This window comes from Bradyrhizobium sp. CCBAU 45389 (assembly GCF_028128625.1).
In the GTDB taxonomy this organism is placed as follows: Bacteria; Pseudomonadota; Alphaproteobacteria; order Rhizobiales; family Xanthobacteraceae; genus Bradyrhizobium; species Bradyrhizobium liaoningense_B.
The window spans coordinates 737,238-755,751 of sequence record NZ_LBIY01000002.1; the positions used below are offsets into that span (position 1 = coordinate 737,238).

Annotated in this window: 15 protein-coding genes; 4 read left to right on the plus strand and 11 right to left on the minus strand. The window is 66.2% G+C overall.

Translation table 11 applies throughout. The features are described 5' to 3' along the window. Positions 1–113: 113 nt before the first annotated feature. The 11 genes from XH79_RS03200 to XH79_RS03250 all read right to left on the minus strand — a co-directional run bounded on the left by XH79_RS03200 (position 114) and on the right by XH79_RS03250 (position 14,688). On the minus strand, positions 114–1,562 hold the full coding sequence (locus XH79_RS03200) for an NAD-dependent succinate-semialdehyde dehydrogenase (protein ID WP_271580729.1): 1,449 nt from the start codon (positions 1,560–1,562) through the stop codon (positions 114–116). An 82-nt stretch (positions 1,563–1,644) separates the two neighbouring features. After that, complete coding sequence (locus tag XH79_RS03205; protein ID WP_271580627.1) at positions 1,645–3,342, minus strand: GMC family oxidoreductase; 1,698 nt, start codon at positions 3,340–3,342, stop codon at positions 1,645–1,647. 63 nt (positions 3,343–3,405) lie between these two features. After that, positions 3,406–4,737, minus strand: coding sequence for an MFS transporter (locus XH79_RS03210; protein ID WP_271580628.1), 1,332 nt, complete (start codon positions 4,735–4,737; stop codon positions 3,406–3,408). Between the two features lie 72 nt (positions 4,738–4,809). Further along, positions 4,810–5,616 carry an enoyl-CoA hydratase/isomerase family protein gene (locus tag XH79_RS03215; RefSeq protein WP_271580629.1) on the minus strand — a complete coding sequence of 269 codons (807 nt, stop codon included), beginning with the start codon at positions 5,614–5,616 and terminating at the stop codon, positions 4,810–4,812. A 29-nt stretch (positions 5,617–5,645) separates the two neighbouring features. Further along, the gene (locus XH79_RS03220; RefSeq protein WP_271580630.1) at positions 5,646–7,190 is read right to left on the minus strand and encodes an AMP-binding protein; all 1,545 of its coding nucleotides are present in this window, start codon (positions 7,188–7,190) and stop codon (positions 5,646–5,648) included. Further along, positions 7,183–7,701, minus strand: coding sequence for a (2Fe-2S)-binding protein (locus tag XH79_RS03225; RefSeq protein WP_271580631.1), 519 nt, complete (start codon positions 7,699–7,701; stop codon positions 7,183–7,185). The genes XH79_RS03220 and XH79_RS03225 overlap by 8 nt, the downstream gene beginning before the upstream one ends. Next, a complete protein-coding gene (locus XH79_RS03230; protein ID WP_271580632.1) occupies positions 7,698–8,513 on the minus strand; it encodes an FAD binding domain-containing protein in 816 nt (271 codons plus the stop codon). Before XH79_RS03230 ends, XH79_RS03225 begins: the two co-directional genes overlap by 4 nt. Next, positions 8,510–11,512, minus strand: a complete 3,003-nt coding sequence (locus tag XH79_RS03235; protein WP_271580633.1) for a xanthine dehydrogenase family protein molybdopterin-binding subunit — start codon at positions 11,510–11,512, stop codon at positions 8,510–8,512. Before XH79_RS03235 ends, XH79_RS03230 begins: the two co-directional genes overlap by 4 nt. A 143-nt stretch (positions 11,513–11,655) precedes the next feature. Continuing rightward, positions 11,656–12,495: a helix-turn-helix transcriptional regulator gene (locus XH79_RS03240; protein ID WP_271580634.1), complete on the minus strand. Its 840-nt coding sequence runs from the start codon at positions 12,493–12,495 to the stop codon at positions 11,656–11,658. 124 nt (positions 12,496–12,619) lie between these two features. Beyond that, a complete protein-coding gene (locus XH79_RS03245) occupies positions 12,620–14,041 on the minus strand; it encodes a UbiD family decarboxylase (RefSeq protein ID WP_271580635.1) in 1,422 nt (473 codons plus the stop codon). Between the two features lie 26 nt (positions 14,042–14,067). Next, positions 14,068–14,688 carry a UbiX family flavin prenyltransferase gene (locus tag XH79_RS03250; RefSeq protein ID WP_271580636.1) on the minus strand — a complete coding sequence of 207 codons (621 nt, stop codon included), beginning with the start codon at positions 14,686–14,688 and terminating at the stop codon, positions 14,068–14,070. 177 nt (positions 14,689–14,865) lie between these two features. Here XH79_RS03250 and XH79_RS03255 point away from each other — a divergent pair, with 177 nt between their 5' ends. The 4 genes from XH79_RS03255 to XH79_RS03270 all read left to right on the plus strand — a co-directional run bounded on the left by XH79_RS03255 (position 14,866) and on the right by XH79_RS03270 (position 18,317). Continuing rightward, positions 14,866–15,828, plus strand: coding sequence for a LysR family transcriptional regulator (locus tag XH79_RS03255; RefSeq protein ID WP_271580730.1), 963 nt, complete (start codon positions 14,866–14,868; stop codon positions 15,826–15,828). Positions 15,829–15,933: 105 nt separating this feature from the next. Beyond that, the gene (locus tag XH79_RS03260; protein WP_271580637.1) at positions 15,934–16,752 is read left to right on the plus strand and encodes an AraC family transcriptional regulator; all 819 of its coding nucleotides are present in this window, start codon (positions 15,934–15,936) and stop codon (positions 16,750–16,752) included. Between the two features lie 104 nt (positions 16,753–16,856). After that, entirely contained in the window at positions 16,857–17,546 is a 690-nt protein-coding gene (locus XH79_RS03265; RefSeq protein ID WP_271580638.1) for an O-methyltransferase, read from the plus strand. A 102-nt stretch (positions 17,547–17,648) separates the two neighbouring features. Then, positions 17,649–18,317 carry a siderophore-interacting protein gene (locus XH79_RS03270; protein WP_271580639.1) on the plus strand — a complete coding sequence of 223 codons (669 nt, stop codon included), beginning with the start codon at positions 17,649–17,651 and terminating at the stop codon, positions 18,315–18,317. Positions 18,318–18,514: the final 197 nt, after the last annotated feature.

An 18,514-nucleotide genomic window follows, 5' to 3' on the forward strand; every position in this document is an offset into this window, starting at 1 on the left:
GAAGCGTAACCCACCGCTGTCTTTCTACGTGGATACAGAAGAGGTGGGTTACGCCGCGCGGACTGCGCTGCGCGCAGCCGCGGGGCTAACCCACCCTACGAGACCGTCTTCTCTTACGCGCTCGCCTGCGTCACGAACTTCGTGTTGAGGTACCCCTCGATCGCTTCGAGGCCGCCTTCGGAGCCGTAGCCGGAATCCTTGATGCCGCCGAACGGCACTTCGGGCAGCGCGAGGCCGTGGTGGTTGATCGAGACCATGCCGCTCTCGACGTCGGCACCGATCGCCTGCATCGTCTTGGTCGAGGTCGTGTAGGCGTAAGCCGCAAGGCCATAGGGCAGACGGTTGGCCTCGGCCACCACCTCGTCATAGCTGCGGAACGAAGTGATCGGCGCCAGCGGTCCGAACGGCTCCTCGTTCATGATGCGGGCATCGCGCGGCACGTCGGTGATGACCGTCGGCTCGAAGAAGAAGCCTTCATTGCCGATGCGCTTGCCGCCAGCCTGCACCTTGGCGCCGCGCTGGACCGCGTCGGACACGAGACCTTCCATGGCGTCGACACGGCGCGGGTTGGCCAGCGGTCCCATGCGGGTGTCCTTGTCGAGGCCGTTGCCGACCTTGAGGCTCTTGGCCGCCGCGACGAACTTGTCCACGAAGGGCTGGTAGACGCTCTCATGCACCAGGAAGCGCGTCGGCGAGACGCAGACCTGGCCGGCATTGCGGAACTTGTTGGCCGAGAGGATCTTCGCGGCGTTGTCGAGATCGGCGTCCGCAAACACGATCGCCGGCGCATGACCGCCGAGCTCCATGGTGACGCGCTTCATGTGTAGGCCCGCGAGCGCGGCCAGATGCTTGCCGACCGCGGTCGAGCCCGTAAAACTGATCTTGCGGATGATCGGATGCGGAATGAGATATTCCGACACTTCGGCCGGAACGCCGAACACCAGCTGGACGACGCCGGGAGGAATGCCCGCGTCGGCATAGGCGCGCACCAGCTCCATGCAGCTTGCGGGGGTTTCTTCCGGACCCTTGACGATGATCGAGCAGCCGGCGGCGAGCGCGGCCGAGATCTTGCGCACCGCCTGGTTGATCGGGAAATTCCACGGCGTGAACGCGGCGACCGGCCCCACCGGCTCCTTGGTCACGAGCTGGGAGACGTTGCCCATCCGCGGCGGCACGATGCGGCCATAGGCGCGGCGGGCTTCCTCGGAGAACCAGTCGATGAGGTCACCGGCGAGCATGGTCTCGCCCTGCGCTTCCACCACCGGCTTGCCCTGCTCCATGGTCATCACGGGGGCGATCTCGGCGGCGCGGGAGCGGATGATGTCGGCGGCCTTGCGCATCAGCTTGTAGCGGTCGAACGGCGAGGTCCTGCGCCAGACCTCGAACCCTGCCTTGGCGGCCTCCAGCGCGCGGTCGAGATCAGCCTTCGAGGCGTGCGGGGTCTTGCCGATCGGCTGGCCGGTCGCGGGATTGAGGATGTCCTCCGACTTGCCGGACGTGCCGTCGGTCCACTCGCCGGCGATGAACATTTGAACTTTCGGATACATCCTTGGTGCCTCCATGATTTCGGTCATCGGCGGGCCCAGCGCCCCACCGTTTCAAGCCGGCGCAGAGCTACACCGAAAGGCGCCCGGCGAAAAGGGATCAAAGATGCCGCCGCAAGGCATCGCTGATCTTCTCGGCCGCCATGATCACGGGAATATTGGTATTGGCCGTCGGCAGCCGCGGCATGATCGAAGCATCCGCCACGAAAACGTTCTCGCTGCCGATCACCAGCCCTTGCGGATCGACCACCGCCATCCGGTCGGCGGGATCGCCCATCCGGCAGGTGCCCACGGGGTGCCAGACGCCGAACACGCTCTGCCGGACGAAGGCTTCGAGCGCGCGGTCGTCCCCGAGCGTCGCCTGGAACGCGGTGCCGTTGAGAAGCACCAGCCGGATCAGGAGTTGCCGAAGACCTGCGGGCACGTCGAGCATCGGCCCGAGCACGGAGGCGATGATGCGGTTGGCGGTACCGTAACGGCTGAGGCGCTTGATGCGCGGCGAATAGGACGCCGGGAAGAAGTCGCCGGTCTCGGGATTGAGCGCCGGATGCACCACGAGCCTCGCCAGCAGCCGGACGGCCGCAACCATCCGTTCGAGATCGCGCACATCGGACAGCAGGTTGAAATCGACAACCGGATAGGTCCTGGGATCACGGCTCGCCAGCGTGAGCGAACCGCTCGAATATGGCCGGTTGCACCAGAGAAAATAAAGCCCGAGCCGCGTGCCCAGCGCGTGCCAGCCGCCGCGGGCCGAGGCCGTGATGTACATGTCGGAGGGATCGCAACCCGCAAGTCCGGACGAGAAACGCATCGCCGCGAAATTCGGACGCCGCCGGGCCAGCGGCAGCCGCAAGCCGCGCGGCAGATATTGGCAGAAGGTCAGCGCAGGATGATCGCGCAGATTGCTGCCGACACCGGGAAGATCGATCGCGACGGGAATGCCGAGCGCTTGCAGCGCAGCCCCGGGGCCGATGCCCGCCCGCATCAGGATCGCCGGCGATTGCAGCGCGCCTGCGGTGAGGATCACGCGGCCGGCGCCGACGGTGAGCTTCTGCCCACCGCGCGAGACCACGACGCCCGTCGCGCGGCGGCCCTCGAGCTGAAGCCGCTCGACTTCACTGTCGGCCCAGACGGTCAGGTTCGGCCGCGCCCGGGTCGCCGCATCGAGATAGCCGGCGGCAGTGGAGACGCGCCGGTCGCTGCGGTTTGAGAAGGCCGGCGGAAAAATGCCGTCCTCGAACTCGGCATTCTGGTCTTTCCGGAACGGCAGGCCGGTCGCCGACAGCGCTTCGCCCACGACCTTGCCGAACGCCGGCATCGCCTCGCGCGCGATCCGGCGGATCGGGATCGGGCCGCGTTTGCCGTGCAACGGGCCATCGAAATCGAGGTCCGTCTCGAGCTTGAGGAAGTAAGGCAGCACGTCCGCCCACCCCCAGCCGCGCGCGCCGAGATCGCGCCATTCGTCATAATCGCGCGGCAGGCCGCGATTGGCCGACTGCACGTTGATGCTGGAGCCGCCGCCCATCACCCGGCCCTGCTCATAGGCGCGGACGACCGGCTTGCCCGCAGCATTGCGGCCGGCCGCCGCCGACAGGCCCGGCCAGATGTATCTGTCGCCGAAGAACAGCGGCATCGGATAGCCGTCGAGAATTTCCGGCGGTGTTGCCTCGGGCGGCGTATCCATCCCGGCTTCGATCAGCAGGACGCGGCGACGTCCATCCGCGGAAAGCCTGTTGGCCAGCACGCAGCCCGCCGACCCGCCGCCGACGATCACATCGTCGAAATGCAGCTCATCCATTTCCGTCTCGTTATGCGTCGAGCGAGCCGGCGCGGCGGCAAGGCAGCCGCGCCGGCTCAAGACTCAGCGGAAGTTACCCTTGGTCTCGGGGATCACGACCGCGCCGATCAGGTAGATCACGAACACGCCGACCGCGAAGTAGGCCAGCGACATCGGAATCTGCGCCGGGCTGGCGCTCACCAGCGAGACGAAGGTCGGCATCATGCCGCCCAGCGCGAAGCCGATGTTCCAGGACAGGCCGGTGCCGCTCGCGCGCAGCGCGGTCGGGAAACGCTCGTTCAGGAAGATCAGCACCGGCGCGTATCCGGCATTGCCGATGAAGGCGATGGCGAGCGCAAGAAGCGTGATCTGCGTCGTGTCCTTGCTGGCGGCGAGGTTGAGATAGCACAGCGGCAACAGCACCGCCGCCAGCGCGCCGATCAGCAGGAACGTCTTCTTGCGGCCGATCCAGTCACTCAGCGCGCCGACCAGAACGGCCGAGAAGAACGCCGAGACGCTCGCCGCCATCAGGATCAGCGATGAGGTCTGGTTCGGAACCGCGTTGATGACTTTCAGAAAGCTCGGCAGATAGCCCGAGGTGAGATAATAGCCGGCACCGCCACCGAAGGTGATGAGCAGGTTGACCAGCAGCACGCCGCGATACTCGCCGGAGAACACGTCCTTGACCGGCGCCTTCGAGACCTTCGCTTGCTTGTTGCCCTGCTGGCGCTTGAGCTCCTTGAAGTACGGGGACTCCTCGAGGTTGCGGAAGATGAACCAGCCGAGCAGCGAGCTCAGCAGGCCCGAGAAGAACATGAAGCGCCAGCCCCACACCGCGAACGCATCGCCGGGGAACACCGAGGACGTGATCAGGAAGATGAAGGACGCCAGCAGCGCGCCGATGCCGGCACCGCCGCCGCCGACCAGGCCCGACATCGCACCCCGCCATTGCGGCGGCACGGACTCGGTGCCGATCGTGTGGGTGGACGCCACAACGCCGCCGACGAACACGCCCTGCACCAGTCGCAGGACCAGGAACACGATCGGCGCGATCACGCCGACCTGCGCGATCGTCGGCAGCAGGCCGAACGCCGCCGTGCTGAGACCGACGCCGACGATGGCGATCAGCATGGCCTGCTTGCGGCCGTGCACGTCGGCATAATGCCCGAACACCGCCGAGCCGAGCGGCCGCATCAAGAGCGTGACGGCGAACGAGCCGTAGACCGCCGCCAGCGACAGCGCCGCATTGCTCGACGGAAAGAACAGCGCGCCGACGACCGGCGCCACGTAGAGCAGAATGAACAAATCGAACAGATCGAGCGCCCATCCTAGCACCGATGCGATGATCGCATTGACCATCTGCTTGTTATCGGCCGATGCGTGCGTACCCGCGACCGGCATATCCATCTCAGCCATGTTGTTTTACCTCCCCCGTTTGAATGGCGCCGCGGTCCGCGCCATGGCGAACCGCGGCAGTTCAGTCCCGTATCAGCGGCCGACGAATTTCGGCGGACGCTTGGCGTTGAAGGCCTCGACACCCTCCTTGAAGTCCTCGGACTGGCGCAGGCGGCTGTAGCAATGGCCCTCGAGCTCGATGGCGATGGCGAGCGTCGAATCCTCGGTGTCGTTGAGCAGCTTCTTGGCGGTGCGCTGCGCCAGCGGCGAGAAGGTGCGGAGCTCGTTGACCAGCCTGTCGGTCGCCTTCTCCAGCTCGCCATCCGGCACGCATTCGGTGGCGATGCCCCACTCGTACGCCTGCTTGGCCGAGATGCGCTTGGAGCGCATCACGATGTCCTTGGTGCGGGTGATGCCGACCATCTTCTGCAGACGCGCTGAGCCGCCCGAGCCCGGGATCTGGCCGAGCTTCTGCTCCGGCAGCGCGTATTGCGTGGTCTCCGAGGCGATGCGGAAGTCGCAGGCCAGCGACAGCTCGAAGCCGACGCCGAAGCAATAGCCGCGATTGGCGACGATCACGGGCTTGGCGCAGCGCGCGGGCGCCGCAATGTTCCAGGCGAGCTTCGACACGTGCTCCGGGCTCGCCTCCATGAAGCCGCCGATATTGCCGCCGCTGGAGAAATGCTCGCCTTCGCCGCGCACCACGATGACGCGGACGCGCGGATCCTCGTCCAGCGTCTCGAAAGTCAGCCGCAGCTGGTCGCGCTGCGGCATCGCCACGACGTTGTAGGGCGGGCGTCCAAGGATGATGTCGGCGCGCTCATGCGCTTCGTCGATCTCGACCTTGAACCCGTCGAGCTTGGCGAGCCGGGGATCGGCGAATGTATAGGGTGACGGCATTTTGGCTTCCTTCTGTTGATGGGTGATGATCAGGCCGCGTCCGACGGCGGCAGGCGCTCGGCCTCGTATTCTCCGGCGACGAGCAGTCGCCGCAGCAGCTTGCCGACCGGCGATTTCGGGATCGCGTCGACGAAGACGTAGCGGCGCGGCCGTTTGAAATTGGCAAGGCCCGAGGTGCGGCAGAGCTGCTCCAGCTCTCCTTCCGACACGGCGCGATTGCGCTTGACGAAGGCGGCGACGACCTTGCCCCACTTTTCATCAGCGACGCCGACGACCGCGACCTCGTCGACCGCGGGGTGCAGCGACAGGCAGCTCTCGATCTCGACCGGCGAGACGTTCTCGCCGCCGGTGATGATCATGTCGTCGACGCGGCCGGTGACGAACAGGTCACCGTCGGGATCAATGAGGCCGGTGTCGCCCGTAAAGTACCAACCCTCACGCAGCGATTTCGCGTCGGCCTCGGGACGACGCCAGTAGCCTTCAAAAGCTTCGTCGCCCGCGAGCGTCGCGATGATCTCGCCCTCCTCGCCGACCGCAGCGAGGTCCGCGACCGACTTCGCGCCGATGCGCGCGACCTTGACGTGCTGGTTCAGCCCCGCCTTGCCGGCCGAGCCGGGCTTTGCGGCGGCATTCTGGTCGATCGTGAAGGTGTAGATCTCCGAGCTGCCGTAATGGTTGACGAACAGATCGGGCTTGAACGCCTCGTTCAGCTTCTTCAGCAGGCCATCGGTCATCGACGCGCCGGCAAAGCCGAGCTTGCGCACGCTCGAGACGTTGGTCCCGGCAAACGCCTCGTGATGAACGAGGTCGTGATAGAGCGTCGGCACCAGATAGAGGTTGGTGATCGCTTCCTTCTCGATCAGCGCCAGCGCCTGCCGGCTGTCATAGCGCGGCAGACAAATGAACCTGCCACCGATCAGCGACATCGCCAGCAGCGAGCGGACGCCCATGGTGTGATAGAGCGGCATGACGCCGAGCGTGCGCTCGCCGCGGCCGTAGAGATTTTGCGCGACATGAGCAATCGCCGCGGCGCGCTCGGCGCGGTGCCGCCGCGGCACGCCCTTGGGGCGCGAGGTCGTGCCCGAGGTGTAGAGCATGATCGACCAGGCATCGGCGCCGACGCGCGGCTCGGCATGCGGTGCGCTGTCCTTGATCAGGTCGGAAAAGTTGGCGGCATCACCCGTCCCGGGATCGACGGACACGCGCAGCAACTTGCCTGCCAGCGCCGAGCCCTGCACCGCCTCGGCAGAGATATCCTGGTAGAACACCGCGCAGGCCTCGGCGTTCTCGATGCAGTAATCGAGCTCATCGGACTTGGCGCGCCAGTTGATCGGCGTGATCACGAGGCCGGCGAACTGGCAGGCCCAATGCAGCGTCGCCGCCTCCCAGCGGTTCTGCAGCAGCGTGACGACGTGATCGCCGGGCTTGAGGCCAAGGCGGTCGAATGAGGCCACCAGCGCGGAGATCTTGTCGTACCATTTCCGGTAGGTCAGGCGGAGATCGCCGTCGACCAGCGCAATGGAATTGGGATCGCGCGCGGCGCTGGCCATGAAGCTGCTGGCGAGATCAAGCATCGGACGTCTCTTTGTTGGATGAAGCAAGCTCGGCGGCGGCATCTAACGCCGCCTTGATGATCGGGGTGTACCCGGTGCAGCGGCAGATATGCCCGCTGAGGAGGTCGCGGATTTCCACCTCGGTCGGCGCCGGGTTCTTCGCGAGATAGTGGTCGAGCGACATCAAGATGCCGGCAGTGCAGAAGCCGCACTGGAGCGCGTGGTTGCGGCGGAACGCCTGCTGCAGCACGCCGAGCCGGTCGGCCGAGGGCGCAAGCCCTTCGACGGTCTTCAGCTCGCAGCCGTCGACCTGCGCCGCCAGCGTCAGGCAGGACCGCGTCAGCATGCCGTCGACGACGATCGTGCAGGCGCCGCAGACGCCGTGCTCGCAGCCGACATGGGTGCCGGTGGCGCCGAGCTGGTGGCGCAGGAAATCGGACAGCAGCATGCGCGGCTCGGCTTCGCCTTCGACGGACTTGCCGTTGAGCGTGATGCGGACGGGATGACGCTGATCGGCCCTGAGACGGGTCATTGCAGCACCTCGCCGATCAGGTCGCGGCCGATCATGCGCACGAGGTCGCGGCGGTAGCGCGCGGTGGCGTGGACGTCGTCACGGGCACCGAGCTCGTAGGCGAAGGCGTTGAGCGCATCGTCGAGCGCGCTGCCCTCCAGCCGCGGCCAGTCGCGCGCGGTCGGGACGTCGGCGACGCCGCCGACAGTGAGACGCACGCCCGTCGGCGTCTTCATCGCAGCGCAGGCGACGATGGCGAAGTCGCCGTGCCGGCGCGCGACCTCGCGGAAGGCGACGCGCGATCCCTTGAGGACCGGCAATGAAATGCCCTCGATCAGCTCATCATCGGCGCGGGCGGTCAGCATCATGCCGGAGAAAAAGTCTTTGGCAGCAACGCGGCGACGACGCCTGGCGCTGCGCAGCAGGACTTCGCCGCCGAGCGCGACCAGCGCCAGCGGCATCTCGGCGCTGGGATCGGCATGGGCGAGCGAGCCGCAGATGGTGCCGCGGCTGCGGGTCTGCATGTGCCCGACCCAGGGCAGCGCCAGCGCCACCAGCGGCAGCGCCTCGGCAAGATCAGGCCAGGCCAGCAGATCAGCCTGGCGCACGCCGGCGCCGATGATGACGGCATCGCCCTTCCGCTCGATCTGGCGAAGTTCCCTGATCCGCATGATGTCGATCAGCAGCTTGGGCTTGGCGAGGCGCATGTTCAGCATCGCCATCAGCGATTGGCCGCCGGCGAGCACGCGGGCATCGCCGCCCTGCTGCGCGAGCCCTTCGAGGACATCGCCGACGCTTTCGGCGCGGAGATAATCGAATGCGGGCGGCTTCATCGGCGCCCTCCGAACAGACTGGCGACCTTCGCGAGCAGCGCGAACAGCGAGAAGCCGCCGCCCGCTGCGCCACCGCCGCCGGCCTTGCGGGCGAGCGCCGTGAAGAACTGGCCGATGATCACGCGTGTCGCGCCATCGAGCAGGCGGCCGCCGATGCTGGCGACCTTGCCGCCGATCGCGGCGTCGTAGCTGTAGCCTAGTTTGGTCCCGCCATGGCCGTCCGGCGCAAGCGTGATCCGTCCCTCAGCGCTACCGAAGCCGAGCGCACCGGTGGCACCGCCGCGCAAGGTGACGGCGCGCGGCGGATCGAGATCGAACAGCTCGACATCGGCACGATAGCGCCCGGTGACGGGGCCAATGCCGAGCGTGACATCGGCGCGGAAATGCGTCTCGGTGACCTTGTCGACGCTCTGGCAGCCGGGAATGACGGATTGCAGCGTCGCGGGATCGAGCAGCATCGCCCAGACGTGCTCCGGCGCGCCCTTCACCGTGGCCTGCCCTTCGCCGCGCAGCCGCCGGTCGCCTTCGCGAGCGGGCGCAGCCGTAGCGCCGCCTGCCGGAGGCGGCGGTTCGGCGCCGCGCACAAGTTCGGCGAGCCGCGCTGGAACCAACGGCAGAGTGACGTCGGCAACGCCAAGCGCATCCGCAACCGCATTGGCGAGGCACACCGGTGTCGACATGCAATTGCCTTCGCCCACGCCCTTCGCGCCGAGCGGCGTGAACGGCGACGGCGTCTCCATGTGGAAGATCTCGGGCTCCGGCACCTCGGTGGTGGTCGGCAGCAGATAGTCGGCGAGCGTTCCCGTCAGGAAGCTGCCATCCTCGGCATAGGCATATTCCTCGAACAAAGCCGCGCCAAGCGCCTGGGTGAAGCCGCCACGGATCTGGCCGTTGACCATGCCGGGATGCAGGATGGTGCCGCAATCGTGCATGGTGACGTAGCGGTCGATCCGCGTCTCCAGCGTGACCGGATCGATCTCGACGCCGCAGAAGTCGAAGATGAAGCCGTGGCAGAGCGAGGAGTTGATGCGATCCTCGTCATCAGGCGGCGTCAGTTCCGGCGGCGTCCAGAACACGGTTTCGCGGATGGTCTGGCCGGCATGGTCGGGCAGCGAGCCCGGCGACCAGTGGCTGAGCGCGGCGACGCGCGAGAATGCGATCCGGTTCTCCGGATTATGCTTCGAGGCGACGAAGCCTTTTGCGAACACGATGTCCGCGGCTTCGACGTTGAGCTGGCTGGCGGCGATGCGAGCGAGACGGCCGGCAACACGTTCGGCCGCGAGCTTCGCCGTGCCGGCCACGGCCGCGGCAAAACGGCTGGCGTAATTGCCTGACGCGATCGACCAGGCGTCCTTGGCCGTGTCGATCTCGGTGTTGACGCGGATGTCTTTCGGCTGGAGGCCGAACACGTCGGCGACGACCTGCGACAGCACAGTGCGATGGCCCTGCCCCTGCGGCACGGACGCCACGTGCACGGTGACGCTGCCGACGGGATCAAGGCCAACGGTCGCGGTCGCCTGCGCACCGTTCTTGGGACCAACCTTGCGGCGCTCGGCCGCGGTCAGCACGGTGGTGATGTAGCCCATGTTGGAGACGCTGGGCTCGACCACCGCGGTGAAGCCGATGCCGTAGAGCCGCCCCTGCGCCCGCGCCTCGTCGCGCTTGGCTTTCAGTTCCGCTAGCCTGCCCTGCTCGACCGCACGCGCGATTGCTTCCTGGTAATTTCCGGAATCCAGGAGCGCGCCGGTCGCGGTGCGATACGGAAAGGCGTTCGCATCGATCAGGTTTCGCTTGATCACATCGAGCGGATCGAGGCCAAGCCCGATCGCGATGCGCTGCACCAGCCGCTCGAGCGCAAAATAGACCTGCGGCCCGCCAAAGCCGCGGTTGAGGCCGGTCGGCGTCTTGTTGGTGACGACGACGCGGTTGCGGATCTTGACGTGGCTGATGTCGTAGGCGCCGGTCAGATTGCCGTGCATGCGATACAGCGTCGCCGGCTCGGGGGCGCGTAAGTGAGCGCCGCAATCCTCGACCTGGTCCCAGTCGAGCGCGAGGATTTTCCCGTGGGCCGCGACCGCGGCTGAGAGTGTCGTCGCGCGATTGGTCGCCGACACCGACGCCGTGAGATGCTCGAGCCGGTCCTCGATCCATTTGACCGGCCGTCCCGTGACGCGCGCCGCGGCGGCGATCAGCACGATATAGGGAAACACGCCCTGCTTGACGCCAAAGCTGCCGCCGGAATCCGGCGGCGTGCGCAGCCGCAAGCGATTGCCCGGCACTTTCAGCGCCCGCGCGATCACGGTGTGGATGCTGAACGGGCCCTGGAAGTTGGCGAGCACTTCATAGGCGTCTTCGCCGGCATCGTGCGAGGCGACGACGCCATAGGTCTCGATCGGCGTGCAGGAGTTGCGGGGATAGCGGATGTCGATGGAGAAGCGGTGCGACGCATCGGCAAAGGCTTTCTCGGGATCGCCGTAGCGGAAGGCGCGGTCGCTGGCGAGATTGCCGGGGAAGCCGTCGTGCAGAACCGGCGCACCGGGCGTGATCGCGCCGAGCGGATCGACGACGGCGCCGCGCGGGCGATATTCGACATTGATCAGTTCGGCCGCATCTTCCGCGCGCGCTCGATCGGTTGCGACGATCACAGCAACGGGCTCGCCGACATAGCGCACGCGATCCAGTGCGATCGGCCAGCACTCGACCGGCGCCTTCACGCCGACGACGAGGCTCGTGGTGACGGCCTTGACGTCGCTGCCGGTCAGAACGGCCGCGACGCCCCGGAGGCGCCTGGCGGCTTCGGCATCGATGGAGAGAATGTCGGCATGCGCGTGCGGCGAACGCAGGATGGTCGCGTGCAGCGTGCCGGGCTGGAGACCGAGATCGTCGATGAAGCGGCCGCGACCAATGAGCAGCGCGGCGTCCTCGACGCGCTCGATCGAGCGCCCGACCCAGGGCTCATCGCCATTTCCCGGATTTGCGGATTTGACCGCCTGCAACATGTCCCGGCATACCTCCCGACGCGTTCTTTGACGCGACGGTGACACTTGTCAGGACAGGGGATGCGCGGGCCATACCGCCCGCTCTCACGACTTACCAAATCGTCTCATTCGAGCGCGTGCAGCGCAATATCAGCCCGCAAGAATCAACCTGCAAGACGCGAGACGTTGCGAAACTCGCGCGGGCTGACGCCGGCATGGTCGCGGAAGAAGCGCGTGAAATGCGCCGGCTCCGGAAACCCAAAACGCTCGCTGAGCTCGCCGAGCGGCGTATCCTCGCGCATCACGGCATCGAGCGCGCGTTCCATGCGGACGACGTTGAGATAGATCTTTGGCGAGACGCCCAGCGAGGTCTCGAACAGGCGGAAGAACTGCGCGCGCGAGAGCCCTGCGCCCTTCACGAACTGATCGACGCTGCCATGGGAATCCTGCCCGCGCATCGCATCCATCGCGCGGCGGATGCGCCAGTCGCAGCTCACCGCGCTCATGCCGCGGATCGAGGTCGGAAAGCTGCGCCAGGACGTAAAACGCTCGATCACCGCGATCATCAGGTCGGAGAGCGTCTGCTCATGGGTGCGCACCGCATCCGGATTCGCCATCATTTCGGCCGCCAGATGCAGCGTGAGCTGGCGGATGCGCGGCGAGACTTCGCCCGAGGGTCGCTCGAAAAAGCCGGGTGCGCCGCTTGCGGCCCACCCCGGTCGGAACTCCTTCAGCCATTCCGGCTCGATATAGAGCGCCATGATGAGGGTGCGCGGACGGTTGACGTCGTGCACGTAAGCATGCGGCTTCCAGCCGTCGACGAGCACGGCGGCGGCGTCCGTGAGCGGCGTGACCTGATCACCGACCAGGAACTGCGTATCGGCGCCCTCGACCTTGAGCAGGACGTGGCAATGATGATGAGCGTGACGGACCAGCGAACGGTCCATGTCGAGCAGAGCGACCCTGCCGAAAGCGCCGTGAGCGATGCGCAGGGCCGTCGACATCAGTTCCTTCCTCCCGGCGTTGCGCTGCAAAACGATTGGCTTGTTGGCGCGGCACTATATGCAGCGTCAGCTTCATATTCCAACCGCGCAAACGGACGCAAGGTGCCCGGAGGCGGTAATCGACTCATGCGCGCGCCTCCGCAAGCAACCGCGCGACCGCCGCGCTTGGGTCGGCCTGCAATGCCGTGGCGAGATCGACCTCCTCCTCGCCCTTGACGCGAATGCGCTTGAAGGCGAGCTCGGGCGCGCTGAGCGGCGCGGTCGCATCGAGGCCCATCTTGGCGCTGATGCCGTTGTCGGTGGTCGGATCGAGTTTTGAGCCGAGCGCGCCCGCGACGACCATGAGATCGCGGTCGGCCTGGAAGCGCGTCGCCACCGCCCACTCGATCTCCTCGGACGAGGAGATGTCGACGTCCTTGTCGACCACGACCACCTGCTTGATGTCGTAATGCGCGCCGAAGGCGCACATCATGATGTTCTTGGGCTCGCCGTCATTGGCCTTGTCGATCTTGATCGCGAGATGATAGCGGCAGGTGCCGCCGCGCGTCAGGCGAACGTCGATCACGCCAGGAAAGCTGCGGCGCAGATGCTGCAGCAGCGTCGCCTCGCGCGGCACGCCACCGAGGATGAGATGCTCAAAACCGCCGCCGACGATGGTGTGGAAGATCGGCGCCTTGCGATGCGTGATCGCATCGACTTCGATCACCTCGCGATTGGCGCGCGGGCCGTAATATTGGGGGAATTCGCCGAACGGGCCTTCCGGCTCGCGCACGCCCTGCAAGATCCGTCCCTCGATCACGATCTCCGCATGCGCGGGCACGCGGACCGAATTGGTGCGGCACTTCACGACATCGACGGGCGCGCCGAGCAGCGCACCGGCGATCGCCATCTCGTCCTCGTCCAGCGCCGCGATCGCCTGCGAGGCCAGCATCAAGGCCGGATGCGCGCCGATCACAATCGCGATCTCCAGCGCCTGCCCCAGCTCTTCCGCAAGGCGATAGTAGGAGAAGGTATGCCGCGGCAGCAGCAGCACGCCGATGCGGTTCTTGCCGGAGATCTGGCAGCGGTGGATCGAGACGTTCTGGACGCCGGTTTGGGGATTGCGGGCGATCAGCAGCCCGGCCGTGATGTAAGGGCCGCTGTCGCGCTCATTGTGCTTGGGGACAGGAAGCTGGCGCAGCAGGTCGACATCGTCATGGACGATCTCCTGCACCGGCCCGCCCGCAACCTCATGCGTCGGCAGCGGATGGCTCGCGGCGGCGAGGAATCGCGGCAGCAGCTGGTCCTCGCTCACGCCGAGCGACTCGGCGACCCAGTCGCGGCCGGCAAAGAGGTTCGCGACGACGGGGATCGCGTGCCCGTCGGGGCGCGGAAACAGCACGGCGCTGTCGCGCTCCAGCCGCTTGGCGATGGCGGCGAGCTCATCAGCCAAGCCAATACCCTCGCGGGCAATCGCGAGCTTGCCGCGCTCGGCGAGGTAAGCGAGCCAGCCACGCAGATCAGCCTGCGCCTTGGCGCTCTTTCCGGCCGGAGTTTCCATTTGCATGTAACGGGTCTTTCCTAAGTCTCAGGTCAGGGCGCGATCTTGCGCAGCGACGGCGAGCGGCGCTTGAGCGCCTCGTCCTCGCCCCAGCGGCGCACGACGCCGATATCGATATCGAACAGGTCGAGCATGCGGCCGACGGTGTGCTCGACTATGTCGTCGAGGCTTTCGGGCTTGGCGTAGAAGGCCGGCACGGGCGGCGCGATGATCGCACCCATCTCGGAGAGTGCCGTCATCGTCCGGAGATGCCCGGTGTGCAGCGGCGTCTCGCGCACCATCAGCACCAGACGCCGGCGCTCCTTGAGCACGACATCGGCGGCGCGGGTCAGCAGCGTCGTGGTCACGCCCGAGGCGATCTCTGACATCGAGCGCATCGAGCACGGCGCCACGATCATGCCGGAGGTGCGGAACGAACCGCTCGAGATTGCCGAGGCCATGTCGTCGATCGCATGGTTCACGTTGGCGAGCGCCCTCACCTCCGCGATCTTCAGCTCGGTCTCATAGGCAAAGGTCTGCTCGGCGGTCTTCGACATCACCAGATGCGTCTCGACGCCGGCATTGCGCAGCAGCTGCAGCAGGCGCACGCCATAGGTGACGCCTGAGGCGCCGGAAATACCGATGATCATCCGCTTGGGCGTGGTGTCCTGCATATCTTTGGTTTCGCTCCCGTGGATCACGCGCCCTCCGAGGTCCACGTTCATCCGCGGCAAGACTAGGCAATCGCAGCCATCATCACAAATAATGATTGATTATATAATCGATCATCTGAGATGATGGCCCGTGAGCAAGACCAGCGACCGAAGGACACGCCCGTGGAACTCAGGCAGATGCAATATTTCCTGTGCCTGGCCGAGGAGAGGAACGTCACCCGGGCGGCGCGCCAGCTCAACATCGTGCAGCCGGCGCTGAGCATGCAGATCGCCAAGCTCGAGGCCGAGCTCGGCCAGAAGCTGTTCGACCGCAGTGTCCAGGGCATGACGCTGACCAGCGCCGGCGAGGCCCTGGTGCGACTGACGGCGCCGATCGTGCGCGATGCCGAGTATGCGCGGCAGGAGATGGCGCAGCTCGGCGGGCGCATCTCGGGCCGCGTCTCGGTCGGCCTCATCACCTCGGTCGCGCAAAGCACGATGGCGAGGTCATCGGCGATCGTCGCCAGCCGCTATCCCGAGATCACGCTGTCAGTCTGCGAGGGCTATACCGAGACGCTGGTCGACTGGGTCAACACCGGCCAGCTCGATTTCGCCCTGATCAACGTGCCGCGCCGCAAGACGCCGCTGGCCGCGCATCACGTCATGGACGAGGAGATGGTGTTCGCCTGCCGCAAGGACGGCCCGATCAGGACGCCTGCAAAACTGCGTTTCGACCACATCGCCAATTTTGATCTCGTGCTGCCCTCGAAGCGCCACGGCCTACGCTTGATCCTCGACGAGCACGCCGCCGCCGTTGGCATCGACCTGCGCCCACGGCTTGAGCTCGACACCCTCCCCGCCCTCTGCGACGTCATCGCGACCACCGATTTTGCCACGGTGCTGCCGACCATCGCACTCCGGCAGTCGCTGGCGGGAGGCACCATCCGGGCGCATCGCTTCGACGCGCAGCGGATCGTGCGCTCGATCGCCTGGGTGCACCATCCGCGGCGGGCTGTGTCGGTCGCGGCCAAGGCCGTGCTCGATGTCATCAGCCAGGATCTTGCACAGGCCGCCGCCGTGGCGAGCGGGTTCGTGGAGCCGGCATCACATGGCGCGGCCTCACCTTCCCGCAAGCGTCCAACGCGGCGACAGGCGAGCTGATTAGAACAGATCGAGATTCAAGCCAGCAGCGTTGAAAGTTGCAATAGCAGGTCAGATATTGGTCAGGCCCCGTCCATTGCATCCGGACCGATTATTCGCCCTACCATGCCCTTCTTCCGGCTCAACGACGGCGATCTTCGCCCCGACGACTCCATCGACTTCAATCCGGAGGACGTGCCGCGCACCATTGCCGCCTTCGGCGGCCAGATGGTCACAAAGGGTACGGAGGTGGCCATGCACGCGCATCGCAAGGACGAACTTGTCCTGTCCTTGCGCGGCGCCGTCAGGCTTGAAGCCGGGCAAAGCGTCTGGATCGTGCCGCCGCGCTGCGCGGTCTGGATCCCCGGCAATGTTGCGCACAGCGTAACCGTCGCGGGAGACGTCGAGGTCTACTGCCTGTTCGTCGAGCCGGATGCGGCACCAACGCTGCCCCGGCAATGCTGCACGCTGACGATCTCACCGCTGCTGGAGCGCCTGCTGGTGCATGCCACGCACATGCCGGCGCTGTACGATCTCGACGGCGCCGACGGCCGCATTGCCACGGTGCTGCTGGACCAGCTGGCGCTGGCGCCGGTCGAGGAGCTCCGCTTCCCGATGCCTGCGGATGCCAGGCTGCGCCGGATCGCGAGCGCGATGATCGAAGATCCCTCCGACCGTGCAACGATCGACGATTGGGGCCGGCGCATCGCCGTTGCGCCGCGGACGCTGACCCGCATCCTGCAACGCGAGACGGGCATGAGCTTCGGCCGCTGGCGCCAGCAGCTCCACATCCTCATCGCGCTTCAGCGGCTCGACCAGGGCGCCTCGGTCCAGGCTGTGGCGCTCGATCTCGGCTACGAGGGCGCCAGCGCCTTCGTCACCATGTTCCGCAAGGCGCTGGGCAAGCCGCCGGCGCGATATCTGGCGGAACGCCGCGCATACTGACCGGAAATCGCAATCGATTGTCCCGTTCGCGGAATGCGATTGCAGATGCGATTTCGTATCCAGGCTCCGAAGCGCCGGTGGCGCATTGCAAGGGAGCTGGATGCATGGATTCGATCAGCAGCGGACTCGTCGCGGACGTCCTTCATCGTCTTCACCAGGAAGCGGAGATGGCCGACGCGCCACTGATGCATGCCTTCGCGAGTGAGGCAAACAGCCGCGAAGAGATGATCAGCCAGGCCATCGCGGCCGAGAATCGCGATCTCAACGAAGTCTACCAGCGTTATGCGAACAACTTCCTGAGCGTCTCGCCGCGGTTTGGACGCTTCCTCTACATGTGTGCGCGCGCGAGCAAGGCGAAGCGCATCGTCGAGTTCGGCTCCTCGATGGGGATTTCCACAATCTACATGGCAGCAGCGTTGCGCGACATGGGCGGCGGCCACCTGATCGGGACCGATCTCGAACCCGGCAAGATCGAGCGCGCCCGCGCCAACGTCGCGGCCGCGGGGCTATCCGACCTCGTCGAGTTCAGGCTTGGCGATGCCCGCGAGACGCTCAGCTCCGGCGTCAGCGACATCGACATGGTGATGCTCGACGGCGCCTTCACCCTCTATCTTTCCATTCTCAAATTGCTGGAGCCGCAGCTGAAGCCCGGCGCGATCATCGTGGGCGAGAACGCGTTCGAGGAAGCCTCCGGCTATCTCGACTACGTCAGAGATCCCCGGAATGGCTACCTCTCGCTGTCGCTGCAGTTCGATCCCGGCCGCGGCAATGAACTCACGATCAGGTCCAGATAATCCGGGAGCCAAGCCTTGAATAAGCCCGGACAAGCATCCGAAATCTCGGAACCGTCGCAGGTCCCGCAAGGCCGGGTCACACGCATGTTGCTGCGATGGTTGATGCGCCCCGCGCGAGTTTTTACCGTCGAGACGCTGTCGCCGCGCTTTGCGCTGATCGAGCTCGAAGGCGAGGCCCTCAAGGACGTCGCCTGGACCGCCGGGCAGAAAATCCAGGTCGCGATCGGCGCCGGCCTGAGCGCACGCACCTACACGCCGATGTCGTGGGACAGAAGCCGCGGCAGGACGCGCCTCCTCGCCTTTGCGCATGGCGATGGCCCCGGCAGCCGCTGGGCCAGCGGCTTGCGCGAAGGCGACACTTGCCAATTCTTCGGACCGCGTCGCTCGCTCGATCTCGCCGGCCTTGAAGCGCCTGTCGTGCTGTTCGGCGACGAGACCTCGTTCGGCCTGGCTGCAGCTCTGCGCAACAATCTGCAGGCAGGCGGTGCGCTCCACATGTTCGAGGTTACTGATGTCGTGGAATCGCAGCAGGTGCTGGATGCTGTCAGCCTCGGCCAGGCGCGATTGATTGCGCGCAGCGCCGGCGAGGAGCATCTCGCAATCGTCGAGGCGGAAATGCTGCGCCTTGCTGCAAACGGAGCGCAGTTCGTCCTGACCGGCAAGGCATCCTCGATCCAGCGCTTCAGCCGCGCCCTGAAAGCTGCAGGCGTCGCGTCATCGCGGATCAAGGCCAAAGCCTACTGGGCGCCAGGCAAGACCGGGCTGGATTAAGCCTCGTCTTATCAGGACAAGATGTCGCGCTCACCGCAGAATGAGACGCGTTGGTAAGTTTTGAGACGAGCCGGCATGACGGTCGTATTCACGAGCTAACTACGATCCAGGCGCAGAAAATCGCGACCTGGCTTCATCCCGATTCTCGTCCCGGACGATCCCACGGCTCGCAGAACAAGAGACAATCGGGAGATTCA

Bases quoted from the DNA above. Each gene is read 5' to 3' on its own strand.
- XH79_RS03270 (WP_271580639.1), top strand. From the start codon at position 17,649: ATGCGCCCCGCGCGAGTTTTTACCGTCGAGACGCTGTCGCCGCGCTTT.
- XH79_RS03230 (WP_271580632.1), bottom strand. From the start codon at position 8,513: ATGAAGCCGCCCGCATTCGATTATCTCCGCGCCGAAAGCGTCGGCGAT.
- XH79_RS03255 (WP_271580730.1), top strand. From the start codon at position 14,866: ATGCAATATTTCCTGTGCCTGGCCGAGGAGAGGAACGTCACCCGGGCG.
- XH79_RS03225 (WP_271580631.1), bottom strand. From the start codon at position 7,701: ATGACCCGTCTCAGGGCCGATCAGCGTCATCCCGTCCGCATCACGCTC.
- XH79_RS03245 (WP_271580635.1), bottom strand. From the start codon at position 14,041: ATGCAAATGGAAACTCCGGCCGGAAAGAGCGCCAAGGCGCAGGCTGAT.
- XH79_RS03210 (WP_271580628.1), bottom strand. From the start codon at position 4,737: ATGGCTGAGATGGATATGCCGGTCGCGGGTACGCACGCATCGGCCGAT.
- XH79_RS03240 (WP_271580634.1), bottom strand. From the start codon at position 12,495: ATGTCGACGGCCCTGCGCATCGCTCACGGCGCTTTCGGCAGGGTCGCT.
- XH79_RS03250 (WP_271580636.1), bottom strand. From the start codon at position 14,688: ATGCAGGACACCACGCCCAAGCGGATGATCATCGGTATTTCCGGCGCC.
- XH79_RS03220 (WP_271580630.1), bottom strand. From the start codon at position 7,190: ATGCTTGATCTCGCCAGCAGCTTCATGGCCAGCGCCGCGCGCGATCCC.
- XH79_RS03235 (WP_271580633.1), bottom strand. From the start codon at position 11,512: ATGTTGCAGGCGGTCAAATCCGCAAATCCGGGAAATGGCGATGAGCCC.
- XH79_RS03265 (WP_271580638.1), top strand. From the start codon at position 16,857: ATGGATTCGATCAGCAGCGGACTCGTCGCGGACGTCCTTCATCGTCTT.
- XH79_RS03215 (WP_271580629.1), bottom strand. From the start codon at position 5,616: ATGCCGTCACCCTATACATTCGCCGATCCCCGGCTCGCCAAGCTCGAC.
- XH79_RS03200 (WP_271580729.1), bottom strand. From the start codon at position 1,562: ATGGAGGCACCAAGGATGTATCCGAAAGTTCAAATGTTCATCGCCGGC.
- XH79_RS03260 (WP_271580637.1), top strand. From the start codon at position 15,934: ATGCCCTTCTTCCGGCTCAACGACGGCGATCTTCGCCCCGACGACTCC.
- XH79_RS03205 (WP_271580627.1), bottom strand. From the start codon at position 3,342: ATGGATGAGCTGCATTTCGACGATGTGATCGTCGGCGGCGGGTCGGCG.